The sequence below is a fragment of the Kordiimonas gwangyangensis DSM 19435 = JCM 12864 genome (assembly GCF_000375545.1).
GTDB lineage: Bacteria > Pseudomonadota > Alphaproteobacteria > Sphingomonadales > Kordiimonadaceae > Kordiimonas > Kordiimonas gwangyangensis.
Window position 1 is genome coordinate 261,082 of record NZ_AQXF01000006.1, and the last position, 16,060, is coordinate 277,141.

Annotated in this window: 19 protein-coding genes; 10 read left to right on the forward strand and 9 right to left on the reverse strand. The window is 55.7% G+C overall.

Annotated features, from left to right (window positions below; all coding sequences use genetic code 11):
• Positions 1 to 44: 44 nt before the first annotated feature.
• The 3 genes from B150_RS0117405 to pcaF all read right to left on the reverse strand — a co-directional run bounded on the left by B150_RS0117405 (position 45) and on the right by pcaF (position 4,247).
• Positions 45 to 827, reverse strand: a complete 783-nt coding sequence (locus tag B150_RS0117405) for an SDR family NAD(P)-dependent oxidoreductase (protein ID WP_020401227.1) — start codon at positions 825 to 827, stop codon at positions 45 to 47.
• A gap of 8 nt (positions 828 to 835) precedes the next feature.
• Positions 836 to 2,935 (reverse strand): 3-hydroxyacyl-CoA dehydrogenase NAD-binding domain-containing protein, encoded by a 2,100-nt coding sequence (locus B150_RS0117410; RefSeq protein ID WP_020401228.1) that lies wholly within the window; start codon positions 2,933 to 2,935, stop codon positions 836 to 838.
• Positions 2,936 to 3,041: 106 nt separating this feature from the next.
• Positions 3,042 to 4,247 carry a 3-oxoadipyl-CoA thiolase gene (pcaF, locus tag B150_RS0117415; RefSeq protein WP_020401229.1) on the reverse strand — a complete coding sequence of 402 codons (1,206 nt, stop codon included), beginning with the start codon at positions 4,245 to 4,247 and terminating at the stop codon, positions 3,042 to 3,044.
• A gap of 158 nt (positions 4,248 to 4,405) precedes the next feature.
• Between pcaF and B150_RS0117420 the strand changes: the two genes are divergently transcribed.
• From B150_RS0117420 to B150_RS0117430, 3 genes are all read left to right on the forward strand, one after another.
• Positions 4,406 to 5,557: an acyl-CoA dehydrogenase family protein gene (locus B150_RS0117420; RefSeq protein ID WP_020401230.1), complete on the forward strand. Its 1,152-nt coding sequence runs from the start codon at positions 4,406 to 4,408 to the stop codon at positions 5,555 to 5,557.
• 82 nt (positions 5,558 to 5,639) lie between these two features.
• Positions 5,640 to 5,903, forward strand: coding sequence for an usg protein (locus B150_RS0117425; RefSeq protein WP_020401231.1), 264 nt, complete (start codon positions 5,640 to 5,642; stop codon positions 5,901 to 5,903).
• Positions 5,904 to 6,006: 103 nt separating this feature from the next.
• Complete coding sequence (locus tag B150_RS0117430) at positions 6,007 to 6,471, forward strand: cupin domain-containing protein (RefSeq protein ID WP_020401232.1); 465 nt, start codon at positions 6,007 to 6,009, stop codon at positions 6,469 to 6,471.
• Between the two features lie 57 nt (positions 6,472 to 6,528).
• On the opposite strand, the gene B150_RS21750 is transcribed toward B150_RS0117430, so the two are convergent.
• The gene (locus B150_RS21750) at positions 6,529 to 6,963 is read right to left on the reverse strand and encodes a TerB family tellurite resistance protein (protein ID WP_020401233.1); all 435 of its coding nucleotides are present in this window, start codon (positions 6,961 to 6,963) and stop codon (positions 6,529 to 6,531) included.
• A gap of 400 nt (positions 6,964 to 7,363) precedes the next feature.
• Here B150_RS21750 and B150_RS0117440 point away from each other — a divergent pair, with 400 nt between their 5' ends.
• Positions 7,364 to 8,032: an NUDIX hydrolase gene (locus B150_RS0117440; protein ID WP_020401234.1), complete on the forward strand. Its 669-nt coding sequence runs from the start codon at positions 7,364 to 7,366 to the stop codon at positions 8,030 to 8,032.
• Between the two features lie 73 nt (positions 8,033 to 8,105).
• Positions 8,106 to 8,648 (forward strand): hypothetical protein, encoded by a 543-nt coding sequence (locus B150_RS0117445; protein WP_020401235.1) that lies wholly within the window; start codon positions 8,106 to 8,108, stop codon positions 8,646 to 8,648.
• Positions 8,649 to 8,701: 53 nt separating this feature from the next.
• Here the strand turns inward: B150_RS0117445 and B150_RS0117450 are convergent, their stop codons facing one another.
• Together B150_RS0117450 and B150_RS21755 are read right to left on the reverse strand one after the other, a co-directional pair.
• Positions 8,702 to 9,232: a hypothetical protein gene (locus B150_RS0117450; protein ID WP_020401236.1), complete on the reverse strand. Its 531-nt coding sequence runs from the start codon at positions 9,230 to 9,232 to the stop codon at positions 8,702 to 8,704.
• A 157-nt stretch (positions 9,233 to 9,389) separates the two neighbouring features.
• The gene (locus tag B150_RS21755) at positions 9,390 to 10,154 is read right to left on the reverse strand and encodes an Hpt domain-containing protein (RefSeq protein ID WP_020401237.1); all 765 of its coding nucleotides are present in this window, start codon (positions 10,152 to 10,154) and stop codon (positions 9,390 to 9,392) included.
• Between the two features lie 208 nt (positions 10,155 to 10,362).
• Here B150_RS21755 and rpmG point away from each other — a divergent pair, with 208 nt between their 5' ends.
• Positions 10,363 to 10,530, forward strand: coding sequence for a 50S ribosomal protein L33 (gene rpmG, locus B150_RS0117460; protein WP_020401238.1), 168 nt, complete (start codon positions 10,363 to 10,365; stop codon positions 10,528 to 10,530).
• A 79-nt stretch (positions 10,531 to 10,609) separates the two neighbouring features.
• On the opposite strand, the gene B150_RS0117465 is transcribed toward rpmG, so the two are convergent.
• The 3 genes from B150_RS0117465 to B150_RS0117475 form a co-directional block, all read right to left on the reverse strand.
• Complete coding sequence (locus B150_RS0117465) at positions 10,610 to 10,966, reverse strand: DUF4870 family protein (protein WP_202899783.1); 357 nt, start codon at positions 10,964 to 10,966, stop codon at positions 10,610 to 10,612.
• Positions 10,967 to 11,052: 86 nt separating this feature from the next.
• Positions 11,053 to 12,432, reverse strand: coding sequence for a PleD family two-component system response regulator (locus tag B150_RS0117470; RefSeq protein WP_020401240.1), 1,380 nt, complete (start codon positions 12,430 to 12,432; stop codon positions 11,053 to 11,055).
• A 7-nt stretch (positions 12,433 to 12,439) separates the two neighbouring features.
• Positions 12,440 to 12,805 (reverse strand): response regulator, encoded by a 366-nt coding sequence (locus B150_RS0117475; RefSeq protein ID WP_020401241.1) that lies wholly within the window; start codon positions 12,803 to 12,805, stop codon positions 12,440 to 12,442.
• Between the two features lie 221 nt (positions 12,806 to 13,026).
• On the opposite strand from B150_RS0117475, the gene B150_RS0117480 reads away from it, so the two are divergent.
• From B150_RS0117480 to B150_RS21765, 4 genes are all read left to right on the forward strand, one after another.
• On the forward strand, positions 13,027 to 13,302 hold the full coding sequence (locus B150_RS0117480) for a DUF3572 domain-containing protein (protein WP_020401242.1): 276 nt from the start codon (positions 13,027 to 13,029) through the stop codon (positions 13,300 to 13,302).
• Positions 13,303 to 13,432: 130 nt separating this feature from the next.
• Complete coding sequence (locus B150_RS21760) at positions 13,433 to 13,948, forward strand: HAD family hydrolase (RefSeq protein WP_155860123.1); 516 nt, start codon at positions 13,433 to 13,435, stop codon at positions 13,946 to 13,948.
• The gene (locus B150_RS0117490) at positions 13,948 to 15,270 is read left to right on the forward strand and encodes a DNA polymerase IV (protein WP_020401245.1); all 1,323 of its coding nucleotides are present in this window, start codon (positions 13,948 to 13,950) and stop codon (positions 15,268 to 15,270) included. Before B150_RS21760 ends, B150_RS0117490 begins: the two co-directional genes overlap by 1 nt.
• 88 nt (positions 15,271 to 15,358) lie before the next feature.
• The gene (locus B150_RS21765) at positions 15,359 to 16,060 is read left to right on the forward strand and encodes a GGDEF domain-containing protein (RefSeq protein ID WP_020401246.1); all 702 of its coding nucleotides are present in this window, start codon (positions 15,359 to 15,361) and stop codon (positions 16,058 to 16,060) included.

A 16,060-nucleotide genomic window follows, 5' to 3' on the forward strand; every position in this document is an offset into this window, starting at 1 on the left:
GGCGACGGAAGCACCGTCGCCTTTCTCTTGGATTTTATGGCTGCTTATGCGAGGCGCACGGAATGCGCACCATCAACCGGCAGTGCCACCCCTGTGGTGAAGCTTGAGGCCGGGCTCGCAAGCATCAGCATGGCAGGCACCAGCTCCTGAAGCTGCCCAGCCCGCTTGGCCGGGCTTTGCGCCAGCATGCGTTGGCCCAGTTCGCTATCAAGGAAGGTGTCGTTGATTTCGGTTTTGAAGTAGCCGGGGCAAATGGCGTTCACACGGATACCCCAACGTTGCCACTCAATGGCCATGGCGCGCGTCATTTGCACAACAGCCGCCTTGCTCGTGGCATAAGTGAGCTGCTGCGGGCCGACACCAAGACCAAGGATGGACGCCGTGTTGATAATGGAACCGCCCTTGCCGTTCTCCAGCATCAACTTCGCGGCCACCTGCCCCACACGCCACATACCCTTGAGGTTTGTGTTCATGGTGGCATCCCAGTCTTCTTCGGTATCTTCAAGCGCCCAGTTTGGCTTTGCTATGCCTGCGTTATTGCACACGATCGTGGGCACACCCAGCATCTCCTTGGCCTTTTCAAAAGCCTTCTCGACACTCTCGCGGCTCGTCACGTCAAGCTCGACCGCGAGCGTGCGGCCACCGGTTTCGTTCGCGATCTCGACCGAAAGCGCTTCAATACGATCTTTGCGGCGGGCCCCCAGAACCACGTCGGCACCCGCCTTCGAGAGCGCACGAGCAAACTCGGCACCGATACCGGAAGACGCGCCTGCCACCAGGGCAACCTGCCCCTTGAGGCTGAAAAGTCCGTTCAGATAATCACTCATGTTAAATCCTATCCTGCGTTTTCACGGTCATAATCGGCGAAGCTTTTGCCTGCTTCCGCCAGTTCTTTAAGAAGCGGTGCAGGCTTCCACCAGCGATCGCCGACGGTATCGGCATATTCGCAAATCTTCGCATATACAGTCTTGAGGCCAAGGTGGTCGGCATAGTGCATCGGTCCACCGCGGTACGGCGGGTAGCCATAGCCGTTCACATAAACCACATCGATGTCGCTGGCGCGGTAGGCGATGCCTTCACCGAGGATTTTGGCGCCTTCGTTGATGAGCGCCATCATGCAGCGCTCAACAATGGCATCAGCCGAAATCGGCTTGCGCTCAATGCCCGCCTTCGCACTTTCTTCCTCGATGATTTTCATCACCTCGGGGTCCGGCTTCGGTGTGCGGCTGCCTTCATCATAGGCATAGACACCGGCGCCCACCTTCAGGCCCTTACGGCCGGCTTCCACGAGACGGTCCATCCAGTCATAGGCTTTGGTCTCATAGTTCTCACGTCCAATGCCCTGACGGTTCAGGTAGCCAATATCAAGGCCTGCCATGTCAGACATGGTCATCGGCCCCATCGGCATACCGAAGTTAAAGAGTGCGGCGTCCACTTCCTCAGGCTTCGCGCCTTCGATTACGGAAAGCGCAGCTTCGCGGCCATAAGGCGACAGCATACGGTTACCGATAAAGCCGTGGCATACACCGGCAACCACACCCACCTTGCGGATAGTTTTTGCAAGATCAACACAGGTGGCCAGCACCTCCGGGGAGGTTTTTTCAGCACGCACAATCTCCAGAAGCCGCATCACATTGGCAGGGGAGAAGAAGTGCAGGCCCAGTACATCCTCAGGGCGTTTGGTGCAGGCGGCAATGGCATCCACATCAAGGTATGACGTGTTGCTGGCGAGGATCGCACCCGGCTTCGCAACGCGGTCAAGCTCGGTGAACACCTTTTTCTTGATGTCCATAGTCTCGAACACGGCCTCGATAATAAGGTCACAGTCGCTGAGGTCATCATAGGACAGCGTGCCTGTGAACTGGCTCATCAGGCCTTCCACCTGCTCAGCCGTCAGTTTGCCTTTGGCGGCGGAGCGTTCATAGTTCTTGCGCACCACACCAAGGCCGCGGTCGAGCGCCGCCTGTTCAACTTCAAGGATGGTCACCGGAATACCAACATTTGCGAAGTTCATGGCAATGCCGCCACCCATGGTGCCGGCACCAATGATGCCCACACGCTTGATCTCGCGACGCGGGGTATCCTTGTCGATGCCAGGAATGCGGCTGACCTGACGCTCGGCAAAGAACATGTGCTGCAGCGCCTTGGCCTGCGGATTGGTGAAACACTCCTGGAACAGCTCGCGTTCGCGCTTCATGCCCTCGTCAAACGGCAGGTTCACAGCAGCTTCCACACACTGGATGCAGCGCTCCGGCGCGAAATAGCCACGCGTTTGCTTGGCAACGGATTTGCGGAAACCGTCAAAAAACTCCGGCCCGAACTTTGCGCTGTCAATTGTCATCTCGCCGGTGCGACGCGGGCCCATGTCAACCGCAGCCTTGGCGAAGGCGATGGCAGCGTCCAGCAGGTTATCTTCTACCAGCTCATCAAGTACGCCCCAGCCCTTGGCTTCCTTGGCGCTGATGTGCCGCCCGCTCACAATCGCATCAAGCGCGTTGGCAGGCCCTGCGATACGCGGCAGGCGCTGCGTGCCGCCCGCGCCGGGCAGAATGCCAAGTTTCACTTCCGGCAAGCCGATCTTGGCGGATGACAGCGCGACGCGGTAATGGCAGGACAGCGCCACTTCAAGCCCGCCGCCAAGTGCGGTGCCGTGGATGGCGGCCACAACCGGCTTTTCCATCGCTTCGATCTCAAGCACCACTTCGGTCAGATGCGGTGGTTGCGGTGGACGACCAAATTCGCGAATGTCTGCGCCCGCAATGAACGTGCGGCCCGCACAGGCAATCACAATCGCACTGACGTCCGCATTGGATGACAGTTCTTTCATCTGGTTCGACAGGCCTTCGCGCACACTGTGCGACAGCGCGTTGACCGGTGGGTTATCAACCGTGATGATCGCGATCCCGTCGCGAATTTCCGTGGATACTGTGCTCATGACTTCCCCTCATGAAGTTCGGCGCGGCCACGCGCGCCAGACATATGTATTGATTGAGAGACTAGAGCGCGGGCAGCCTTTGACCACCCCGCATAGTCCAAAAAGCTCAGACGCGTTCGATCACCATGGCGATACCCTGCCCCACGCCAATACACATGGTAGCAAGGCCATACCGCCCACCGCGCGCCTTAAGCTCATGCGCGAGCGTCAGCGCAAGCCGCGCGCCGGACATGCCGAGCGGGTGACCAAGCGCAATGGCACCGCCATTCGGGTTCAGGTGTTCTGCGTCATCCGCGATACCAAGACCACGGGTGCATGCCAGCGCTTGTGCTGCGAACGCTTCATTCAGTTCAATCACGTCCATGTCGTCAATCGTGAGACCAAGGCGGCTCAGCAGCTTCTGTGTCGCAGGCACAGGGCCAAAGCCCATGGTGCGCGGCGGCACACCGGCGCAAACGGCGCCTACAATGCGAGCCATCGGCGTCAGGCCATGTTTCGCTATCCCCGCTTCACTGGCCACAAGAAGCGCCGCTGCGCCGTCATTGGTGCCGGAGGCATTCCCTGCCGTCACGGTGCCGCTTGCACGGAAGGGCGCCTTCAGTGCGGCCAGCCCTTCCATGGTGGTGCCGTGGCGTGGGTGTTCGTCCGTGGCGACCACCAGCGGTTCGCCCTTACGCTGCGGGATGCTGACGGGTGCGATCTCACGCTCAAACCGGCCAGCCTTCTGTGCGGCTTCTGCGCGGGCTTGAGAACGGAAAGCAAAAGCGTCCTGATCTTCACGGCTGATTTTCAGGTCCTCGACCAGATTCTCCGCAGTTTCCGGCATGCTGTCTGTGCCGTATGCGGCATTGAGGGCTTTGTTCACAAAACGCCAGCCGATGGTGGTGTCGTAAACCTCCGCCTGCCGGGAGAAGGCGCTGGTGGCCTTCGGCATTACAAACGGCGCGCGGGACATGCTTTCCACACCGCCCGCAATCACAAAGTCCGCCTCACCAGCCTTGATGGCGCGGGCGCCTTGCGCAAGAGCCTCAAGCCCTGAGCCACACAGGCGATTGACAGTCACCGCGGGCACATCAACCGGCAGTCCCGCCAGCAGCGCGGCCATACGGCCCACATTGCGGTTATCTTCGCCCGCCTGATTGGCGCAGCCGTAAAACAGATCATCCACCGCAGCCCAGTCAACGCCGGCGTGACGCTCCATCAATGCCTTGATCGGATGCGCGGCCAGATCATCGGTGCGCACGCCAGAGAGGCCACCGCCATAGCGCCCGACCGGGGTCCGGAGACCATCACAAATGAATGCCTGCTGCATATCTTCCTCCCTGAAAGCCGCGTTATAAACCCTTGCGCCTTAAGCTAAATCATCACAGAGCAAAGGCCAGTCCTATCCCTCATTTTTCTCTATCGCTTCTGCCTTGCCTCCCTAATCGTTTGCATTAATTATACCTCCGAACCGGGAAGGAAAAGATCATGGCGCTAGAAAAAGACGTATTGGACCAGCTTTGCGGCACACTGGAGAGATTCGTTCACGAACGCCTGATCCCCAACGAGCGCGTTGTCGCAGAAAATGACCGCATCCCCGATGATATCCTTGCCGAGATTCGCGAGCTTGGGCTTTTTGCCCTTTCGATTCCCGAAGATTATGACGGTCTTGGCCTGAATATGCAGGAAGAGATTGAGGTCGCCTTTATCATCGGTGAAGCCGCACCTGCCTTCCGTTCCATCTTCGGCACCAATGTGGGCATCGGTTCACAGGCCATTGTGCTGGACGGCACGGCGGAGCAGAAAAAGAAGTACCTGCCCAAACTTGCGAGCGGTGAATTGATCGGCTCCTTCTGCCTGACTGAGCCCGAAGCCGGGTCAGACGCCGGCTCCTTGCGCACCAGCGCGCGGCGGGATGGGGACCATTTTATCCTCAACGGCACCAAACGTTTCATCACCAACGCGCCCTATGCTGGGCTTTTCACCGTCATGGCCCGCACGGACGCAGAGAGTAAAGACGCCCGCGGTGTCTCCGCCTTCCTCGTAGAAGCCGGCACTCCCGGCCTGCGTGTCGGCAAGCCAGAGAAAAAGATGGGCCAACAAGGCGCGCCCGTGGCGGACGTGATTTTTGAGGACTGCCGCGTGCCAGCTACGAACATCATTGGTGGGCGGGAGAACATGGGCTTCAAAACCGCCATGAAGGTGCTCGACAAGGGCCGCCTCCATATCTCCGCCGTATGCACTGGTCTCGCCAAACGCATTCTGCGCGACACTGTGCGTTACGCCAAGGAGCGTAACCAGTTCGGCGGTGCTATCGCCGACTTTCAGCTCATCCAGGCCATGATAGCAGACAGCCAGACCGAAATTTATGCCGCTGAATGCATGATCCGGGATGCTGCGAAAGCCCGCGATGCAGGCGAGGACACCAAACGCAAGGCATCGTGCGCCAAACTGTTCGCGTCCGAGATGGTAGGCCGGGTAGCCGACCGCGCAGTGCAAATATATGGCGGTGCGGGCTATATCGCGGACTATGGCATCGAACAGCTTTACCGCGACGCGCGTCTGTTCCGCATTTATGAGGGCACTAGCCAGATCCAGCAGCTCATTATCGCGAAGGACGTGATTGCCAACACGGCTTGATGACTGCTGACATCGTTAAGCCTGCGTCAACCTTTTTGCCCTCATACTTCTATATCCGAGGCAATTGTAAGGGAGACGTGACGTGGACGACTTCGAAAAGCAAATGCGGGACTATCGGCTGACGACCGCACACATCTATTATTATCGGCCGGACTTCAAAACCTTGCTGCAGGAATATATCTGGCAGGAACTGGACCTTGCGCCCAAGTATCCTATCCTCCGGAAGTTTCTCGACTTCTGGGAAGCGAACCTCGATGGCAAGCTACACAGCGTTCGGGTGGCATCCGTAGAGCTGATCAAGCCGAGCGACTACAGGCAGGTGGACGCCTTATTGACCCTGAATTAGGGCCATGTGAATGCACCACATAAATGTGATCACATTCATAACGTGGTTGTGATAGGCTGGCTTCCTATTCGATGCCGCCAAGGCATATTATGGGGAGCCAGATATGAAATTCATCAGCGTTGCATTTGTTGCTGCAGCTCTGTTCACCCTGCCCGCAAGCGCGGATATGGCGGGCAAGACAGACCACAGCCACCCGAAAAAAATCTCGAAAGAACAGATCGCGGGCAAGTTTTTCGCCGACCACAAGGCGCTAGTGCAAAAGCACGAGAGCGAACGCGGTGAATATACGACGGAAGACCTCGAGAACTTCCTGTCGGTGGACAAGAAGTTCGACACCGGCATGTATAAGTCAGGCCCATCGCGCTTCACTATCGACCGCTACGGCGTGGACGAATTCATGTATTTTGTCGAGGGCGGCGTGACGCTCACATCTGCCGACGGCACTGTAACAGAAATCAAGGCAGGCGACGCAGTCACCATTGGCCGGGACTGGAGCGGTGTTTGGGATTCGGATGGTTACATGAAGATCTATGTTATCTATTCACCGGACGAACCATTGGCTGACTAGCGCAACAAAAAAGGCGGGGAATACCCCGCCTTTTCAGTATTCGGTAATCCGCAAGGATTATTCGATCAGGCCTGCGCAATCAGCGTGAGACATGCCGAGCGCGCCAGCAACGCTATTGAAGAATTCAACTTCAAATGGGCTGACTTTCTCGTCGATCTTGATCACTTCAGCGAGCGCACCAACAATCATCTTGCAATCTTCGGTGCCAATCTTGCTGCGAACTTTGGCAAGATACTTCTCAAGCGTCGCTTCCTTATAGAGGTCGGAGAGAGCTGCGACACGGATGTCCTTCTCACTCACTTCCTCACCGGTGCGTTCCTTGATGATACGCTGAACGGTTTTCACCTCAATATGTGCAATATTGGTGTCCGCGATGGTCGCGCGCGACAGTGCCATTACAAGCGCTTCACGAACAAGCTCCTTGCGACCAGCTTCATCGAGCTCGGAGCCGCGAAACAGGCGCATAATATTCTCAAGCTGTGCGAGCGGCATAATACCCTTTCCCCTCATAAAATGCTGAATAAAAGTTCCCGCCGATACCAACCCAAAATCGGGCCGGGGTCAAGGCCGGAAACACCTAATCACTGAACCAACGCCATAAAATATCACGGCGCAATAAACGTTAGTTTATGCTATTGTTTAGCGGTAGAATGATACTCACATCATAGCGCAGCTGCATTTCCGCACAACTTTAAATAATTTCCACAATTTAGTGTAAGCGCGACAACACAAGCAAAAATTGATATGGCACGGGGGAGTAAACAGCAAACAAAGTTGGACATTCTTTTAAAAAGTCTGCTAGTAATTTCGAACTTGAGACTTGGTACAGCAGCAAACTTCGTTGCGTGTATCATGAGCCTTCTAATAAACGTAAGAAAAACACGATATAGATATGAATTACACATATCAGTACCCGCACCCTGCCGTAACGACGGATATTGTTATTTTCTCCGTCCGTGACAACGCGCTTCAAGTGCTGCTCATCAAGCGTGGCGGCGAACCCTTCAAGGGCTCGTGGGCCTTGCCTGGCGGATTTGTTCGCATCGACGAGAGCCTTGATGAATGCGCCAAGCGTGAGCTTCATGAAGAAGCTGGCCTTGAAGATGTATATCTTGAACAGCTCTACAGCTTTGGCAAGATCGGTCGTGACCCGCGGGAACGTGTTATCAGCGTTGCGTACTTCACACTCACCCCGTCCGAGCACCTGAAGCCTTCGGCAGGCACAGACGCGTCGGATGTTAAATGGTTCGCGATCTCGGAACTGCCGGAACTGGCATTTGACCACGCGGAGATCATCCGTGTTGCCCGTGAGCGTCTTGCGGCCAAGATGGAATATTCTACCATCGGCCTTCAGTTCATGAATGAAGAGTTCACCCTTTCGCAGCTTCAGATCGTGTACGAGCAAGCAACCGGCAAGACACTCGACAAGCGCAACTTCCGCAAGTGGATCCTCTCGCTCGACCTGATTGCAGAAACGGGCAAGAAGTTCGCGGCCGGCGCTCACCGCCCAGCGATGCTTTACCGCATCAAAGACCCGGACCGGGTTGATATCATCCGCTAATAAGTGCCTGCTTGCATGTCACCTGAACGTCCATATGTTATAAAGACATAATGAAAAGACGCGAGGGTCCACCATGAAGAAACGGCTACCTGAAGTTCTCGAAGATATGCGTCAGGCAATGCTTGGCCGGAAGAAAGACCACCGCTGGGGCGAAAGCGCCTCAGAGGCCTATTCTGCCGCCGTCGGTGGCATCAAGGATTTCAGCGGCGACACGCTCACAAAAACTGCGCAGCGCTTCAATGAGGCCATGCCTTATATTGAACGCGCAGGCTATGACGTGACCGAAATTGAAGTGGGCTTGGGGCTGTCACCCAAAATCGTACCGCACCTTCGCCTGCGGGAACTCATCGACGATGAGGAGCAACTCGCGCTCCTGGAAGAGACACGAGACAAAAAGCTGATCAACACAATCCTTAGCTCCCTGTTCCGTGCCGCCAGCACGCGCAAGAAACTGAAGTTCAACCGCTTTCACTTCACGGATCTTGAGTTAGAGCTCAGCATCCTGCCGACTGTCATTCTCAAGTTCAAACCAAATGAGAATCATCAGGGCGACCCGGCGCTGGAGGACAGCAGCAACCTGCCCGACACCGTCCAATCTTCTCACGCCCAAAAATAAATCGGCCCGGCACGCTTGAGCGGACCGGGCCAATGAAATTCTGATTGCTTGCTTTATTCAGGCTTGCGCGCAGCCTGTGCAAAACGCTTGTTCACTTCCTGCGAACGCTCAAGCGCCATGTAGCTATCGAACAGCAGTTCCATGCCAGCTACCGACTGCTCTTCAGCAGCGGCTTGCGTTTCCGGACCAGCGGCAGGCGCCATGTCGGTCAGCACGTCACCAGACATTTCGTCAAGCTTGGCGCCGAAGTCGCTTTGAACTTGTGCGAAAATGCGGCTGCTTTCTTCTGCACCGGCTTGAAGGGCAGCAAGCTCTTCTTCACCGTCAGCGAGGGCGATAGCGTCCTCGAAGCATGCTTGTGATTCTTCTGCAGCAGAGAGCGCCTTGCGAAAAACCATGGTGGTTTCAACAATACGCTTCTCAGCCGTCAGGCTTTCAAAGCCGTCAACGGCTGGCATGCCTTGGCTATAGGCAGACATCGGCGCATAACATTCAGCGCCAGCTTTGGTTTCACCAGCAAACACAGAACCGCTCAAGGCAGTTGCAGCAGCAAGGCCGGCAATCATGATTACTTTCGATTTCATTACACTTCCCTCGTTGGCTTAAAGCCCCACATCCGGCGCGAAGTGTGGCGCATTTTTCACGCAAATGCAATTTTACTTTAATTTTATGATAATTCTCGCAATGCAGGCGGACAGATCGTTTCTTTGACGTCACGACAGGTGTTGTGCGTGGTGAAACCTAGAGGATGCCGAGTTTTACAAAGACTTCCGCCACGTCGTCGGCAAAGTTCGCGCCTTTCCGCAGCACGGGGACACTCTCCGGCAGGTCTTTGAACTTCTCTTTTTGATCGGTCGCGATCAGCGCCACAGGGATGTGTTTCGTTGTCGGCATCGCCTTGAGGGCGCACGCCAAGTCGATTCCCGACAGCTCTGGCATAACGCGGGACACGATAACCGCGTCAGGCTTCATGGACGGAATCAGCTGGATGGCGTCCATGGTAGACGCCACATTGATCATGCGGTAGCCGCACTCCAGAAGCTCGCGGGTAACGATCTTGGTGGCAATCCCCGGCTCCATCACCAGCATCACCTCGATATCGGTGACGGTAATATCGCCCACGTTGAAACCGCCCTTGTTCGGCAGCTTCCGCATGATGACCGAAACATCGAATTCGCGACCACTGACAAAAGCCTCCAGACATTCCGACATGCGGTCCACAAACACCTGAATATCCCGGCATGATTCGGGCGTCAGCGCCGTCATATTGAAGAAGTAATCTTCAAAACGGTGGCACATTACCTTGAGGGCCTTCATCTCGAAGCTCGCAGCAACGGTCTTGAGCGAGTGCGCTTCAAGCCGAATAGTCGCGAGCGCATGTTCACTTTTTACGCGGCCGTCAAGAAAATCCGTCACCGCTTCGTTGAGGCTTTGCAGCCGGTCTTCAACGGTATCAATGGCTTCGGTGCGCAGCTCTTCCACAAGCTCGTTATCGAGTGTCGACATGGTATGCCTCTTTGTCTTCGGGATTATTGTTTTTGCACATAAATGGTTACCTGAGCGTTATCATTCTCATACAGTTTTTCATACTGTTGTAAAAATATTCCGGCATTTGCCAATGAGCGCTTGACTTATGGGGGGCGATCAGTATTTTGCGCCCACTGACCCGGTCGCATGAGGTGACCGGCAACACTGTTTTCTTGGAGTTGATAAGATGGCAAAGCCGTCCAGCATTAAGATCAAGCTGGTTAGCACCGCGGATACCGGCTACTTCTACGTGACCAAGAAGAATCCGCGCACGATGACCGAGAAAATGGTCCTGCGCAAATACGACCCGGTTGTTCGCAAGCACGTAGAATTCAAGGAAGCTAAGATCAAGTAATCTTGGTTTTCAGAACTGATTAAAAACGCCGCGCCCTACCAGGCTGCGGCGTTTTTTATTGCCGCAAGGCATCGCGCACTCACCAGCTATTAGTTTCCGGATTATCAATCCCCTTGCCGTCCATCGCGAGCAGCAGGCCCTTCACGACGCGCACGAGCGTCCATAGCGCCCAGAAGGCCGCCACCAACCAGCCAATCAGAATGATATAGAGAATAGCACTCACAATCAGCATAACGAGGCCGAGCCAGAAGGTACGAATCTGATAGGTGAAATGGGATTGCCAGACCGGGCTGTCCGTCTCTTTGGCATGTGCCAGGATGACACCAGCCAAGGCACTTACGCCGGTCGCGAACCCGATAAGGTATAGGATATAGATGATGATCGCACTTTGGCGGTCCTTGTCGCCCGAACCATGAGTTGCTGCTGGCTGCTCCACCACAGATCTCCCTGTTTGAGTTCAAATAAAATTTCACTCGGAACATGGAAATTCAGGCAGCACCTCAGGGCAGCCATTAATCGTAGCTACTCTTCTTTGCCAGAGATGATCACCCGGTTCCGCCCAGCCGACTTTGCGCTATAGAGAGCTTTGTCGGCTGCATCCAGAAGCTGGGCAGGCGACATATTCGGCTGGCTGGTAGCAACACCAATAGATACGGTCACGTTGATCGGACCATCCGGTGCACCAACCTCAAATGGGTTTTCACTAACTTCCTGACGCAAGCGATCCCCGATCATGAACGCCCAGTCTGTTGGGGTCTCAGGCATCATGACGACAAATTCTTCACCGCCATAACGGGCTGCCAGGTCAACACCACGGATATTTTTGGCGATACGGTTCGCGAATTCCTTGAGCACAAGGTCACCGACTGCGTGGCCGTAGGTATCATTGACCTTCTTGAAGTGGTCAATATCCATCATCAGGACCGAGAGCGGCTTGCCGGAGCTTTGCGCCGCCTGCATGCGTGTCTCAAGGTGGCTCGTGAGATAGTGACGGTTATAAAGGCCAGTCACCGCGTCTGTTGTCGCAAGCTGCATGGAAAGATGGAAGTTCTCCCACAGCTTGTCCGCATAGCGCTTGCGTTTGAGCTGGGTTTTCACCCGGGCCAGAAACTCCATCCGGTCCACAGGGCGCACCACGTAGTCGTTCACGCCCATTTCGAGCGCACGGACAAGAAGCTTGGTGTTGCCGTCATCAACCATCACAAGGATGGGTACATGGCGCGTCTCCTCAAATGAACGCAGCTTTGAACAAACCCTGAGGCCATCCGTATTGCGCATCGTAAGCGAGACGATAATAAGGTCAAAATTCTTTTCGCGTGCACGGTCTGCAGCGTCTTCGCCGCCATTGAGGAACGTCAGCTCACCAACCCCCTCAAGGGCGCGGGCAATACGCTCCATCACCCGCTCTTGCTCGTCAACAATCAGGATTGAGCCATCCGTCGGAACGTCCAGCTCATAGGCGACATCCTCGTCTGCCTCCCAGCCGAGACTCGCACCGGTCGCTTCGCGGTTCCGAAGCTCGTCCATCATGACCTTCAGGCGCACAAGGGAGCGCACACGCGCAAATAGCGCTAGGTCCTGAACGGGCTTGGTCAAAAAGTCGTCTGCTCCGGCCTCAAGGCCAGCCACACGATCCGACGGCTGGTCAAGCGCCGTGACCATCACAACGGGAATATGGGCGGTGACAGGGTCGCCTTTGATACGGCGACAAACCTCGAAACCGTCCATGCCGGGCATCATCACGTCAAGGAGGATAATGTCCGGGTGTTCGCGGCTGATGACGTCCAAGGCTTCAGGCCCGCTGAACGCGGTGAGCACATCGAAGTACTCGCTTGTGAGCTTTGCTTCAAGCAGCTTGACGTTCGGTGGAACGTCGTCAACTACCAGCACCCGCGCTGTCATTGAACCTCTAACCTACGAACTGTTTTACCGTTTCAAGGAAATGGCCTACGGAAATAGGCTTGGCAATATAGGCTTCGCAGCCACCTTCCCTGATCTTTTCCTCGTCGCCCTTCATCGCGAAGGCAGTTACGGCCACAACAGGAATCTTGCGGAGATCTTCGTCTTCCTTCAGCCATTTGGTGACTTCAAGCCCGGACACTTCCGGCAGTTGAATATCCATCAAAATGAGATCCGGATTATGTTCACGTGCGAGATCAAGCGCAGCCATACCGTCACGTGTCTGGATAGTCTCATAATCATGAGCTTCCAAAAGGTCGCAAAACAACTTCATGTTGAGTTCGTTGTCTTCGACGATCAGGATCTTCTTACCCATACGGTTCCCCTAGCCCGTTATTCGGGCGCCTGTTGTAATTTCAACGCCAAATAATAGGCGTGAATTTGACAAAAAAACAAGACCGTCGAGGTATTTAAATGGAAATATCGAACAAGCGCTCAAGTTTGTGACAAAAAAACCCGTTTTCCTCATCCCCTCATCATGGGAAAACAGGTACCTTGATTCTGCCTACCGATTTTCAGAACTGGAAGCCCGCGTTCATGACCTCCGATTTTGCCCAAGCCCTCGCCCTGCGCGCTGCTGCCTTTATCTTCTCCGAAGATGCACTCAGGGACCGCTACATCGCGCTGTCGGGCACCGGCGTGGATGATATCCGCGCGCGCATTGAGGATAGCGAGTTTCTGGCGTCGCTCCTTGAGTTTCTCATGGCGCACGAACCGGACCTGTTGGCGTTCGCGGCATACGCCGATGAGAAACCTGAGACTATCGCAAAAGCATGGCGCACGCTTGGTGGCGGTGCCGGGCAGGAATGGTAAGGTCATGGAACTAAAAGAGTTTACATCTAGCCTCCCAAAAGGGCGCCCTCTCCTTCTGCTCGACGCCGATGAGGTCCTGCTTCGTTTTGTTGAGCACCTCGAGGGCCATCTTCCTACTGTGGGATATGAGTTGCGGCTCACGAGCTTCCAGCTCGGGGGAAATATCTTCTCAACTAGGGACGCAGTGGCCGCGAAGCCGGAAGACGTGAAAGCCCTGATCGCAGGCTTCTTTGAGAGCTGCGCGCATGATGTACCGCTTGTGCCAGGAGCCAGTGAAGCGCTCGCAACCCTCTCGGCAGACTATGAAATTGCGGTTCTCAGCAATATTCCTGATCACTGCCGCGAAGCCCGTGTGCAAAACCTGCGCGACCACGGCATCGACTTTCCGGTACTTGCCAATAGGGGTGAAAAAGGCCCTGCTGCTGCATATATTGCCGAACACCACAACGCGCAGATCGTGTTTGTTGATGACCTGCCGCCACAGCATAAATCTGTCGCCCAGCATGCACCAGACATCCACCGCATTCATTTTGTGGCAGACCCTCGCCTTGCGGCCATGATTGACAAGACGGAACATGCACATACGCGCATCGACGATTGGTCGACTTTGACCACATATCTGCAACAGCGCCTGCTGGAGGCATGATGGCTGACGCACGCGAGCAAGAGGAAGCCCCAACCCGACTGTGCCGCACCTGCTTTCACGTGCACAGGGAAGTCGGCCCCTGCCCAGCGTGTGGACGACCACGCCAGATCAGCCACCCTGAACTGCTGAGCCTTTCGATTGCGCACATCGACTGCGATGCCTTTTATGCCTCCATCGAGAAACGCGACAATCCGGAGCTTGCCTCAAAGCCACTCATTATTGGTGGGGAAAGTAATCGCAGTGTCGTCTCCACCTGCTGTTATATCGCCCGCATGAGCGGTGTGCGCTCCGCGATGCCTATGTATAAGGCGAAGCAGCTTTGTCCTGATGCCGTTATCATTCCACCGCGCATGAGCCTGTACCGGGAAATCGGTCATCAGATGCGTGCGATGATGCGCGACCTGACCCCACTTGTTGAGCCGCTTTCCATTGACGAGGCATTTCTTGACCTCGCTGGCACTGACCGGCTGCACAAAGCGGCACCCGCAATTCAGCTGGCGCGCTTCGCCGCGCGTGTCGAACAGGAAGTCGGCATCACCATTTCTATCGGCCTCGCCCCCAATAAATTCCTCGCCAAGCTGGCGTCAGACATGAACAAACCGCGCGGCTTCACGGTAATTGGCGAAAGCGACAAGCTTGCCATCCTCGCGCCCCTTCCCATCAGCCGCATTTACGGCGTAGGTGCCAAATCAGCGCAAACCCTTGCGCGCGACGGGCTCTCGGAAATCCGGCAGCTTCAGGCCATGGACGAAGGCACACTGGTGCGCCGCTACGGCGAAACCGGCCTTCGCCTTTACCGCCTCGCCCGCGGGATCGACAGCCGCAAGGTAAGCCCCGAGCAGACCGTCAAAAGTGTCTCAAGCGAACGCACGCTCGACCGCGACCTAGTGACCTACGATGAACTCGAGGCAAAGCTATGGCGTCTGTCCGAGAATGTCTCCACGGACCTCAAAGGCAAATCACTGGCGGGTCTTACGGTAACCCTCAAGCTCAAGACCAGCATGCACCGCACGATTACACGGTCGCGCACCCTGGATGCACCAACGCAGTTGGCCGGCCCTATTTTTGAGGTTGGTCAGCAGCTTCTGCGCCCGCTCGCGGACGGCACACCCTACCGCCTGATTGGTATTGGCATGAGCCATTTCCGCCCACTCACCGAAGCGGACCAGCCAGACCTTATTGAGCCGACAAGGACCAAACGTAATAAAGCGGAACAGGCAATGGATAGCCTCAAAGGGCGCTTCGGTAACTCGGCAATTATGAAGGGGCGATCGATCGATGGGGCAAAATCTGCCTCGACGAGCCACGACAAAAAACGCTGAACCCAAACAATTTCAATCACTTAATATTCCCTCTTAGTGGCACATGTCTTGCATTTTCAAAAGTGTACTGCGTGGACCGGAGGCGTTTATGATTGAGCAAAAAGACAAGTTGAAAGACAAAACTGCGATCAACCCCTATGTGAGCAAGCTTGCGAGCAAGCTGATGCGAACAGCAGCGAACGCGGAAATGAAATTCGACAGCACAGGCTGGCAACTCATTACCGAGGTACTTAGCTTCGCTGCCGCTGCTGAGCAGCGCATGTCCGAACAGCAAGAGCGTATCGCCTACCTTGAGCAGCTTTCGGTTACCGACGAGCTGACCGGCATCCCGAACCGCCGCGGTCTGCGCCTGGCGCTCGGGCAAGCACTCGCGACCGCCGCGCGCCACTGCGACGCTGGCGTACTGGGCTTTGTCGACCTCGACGGCTTCAAGGACATCAACGACGTACATGGCCATATGGCCGGTGACGCAGTGCTTCGCTATGTTGCCAAAACACTGAAGCAGCATATTCGTCCAAGCGATGTGGTTGCCCGCATTGCCGGCGACGAGTTTGCCATCATTCTTAATCGCTGTGACCCGGAACAGGGCATGGAACGCCTGCGCACTCTGCAGGAACGCATCAACCGCGGTCATGTGCACTATGCCGGCACCCGCATTTCAGTGAAATGTTCGGTTGGCGTGCATGCGTTCGACGGCGCGACCGACCCAGGCGATCTGATCGAGGCTGCAGACCAAGCCATGTACAAAGACAAGGAACGCCGTTCCGGCAAACACCTGCGCTCCGCATAA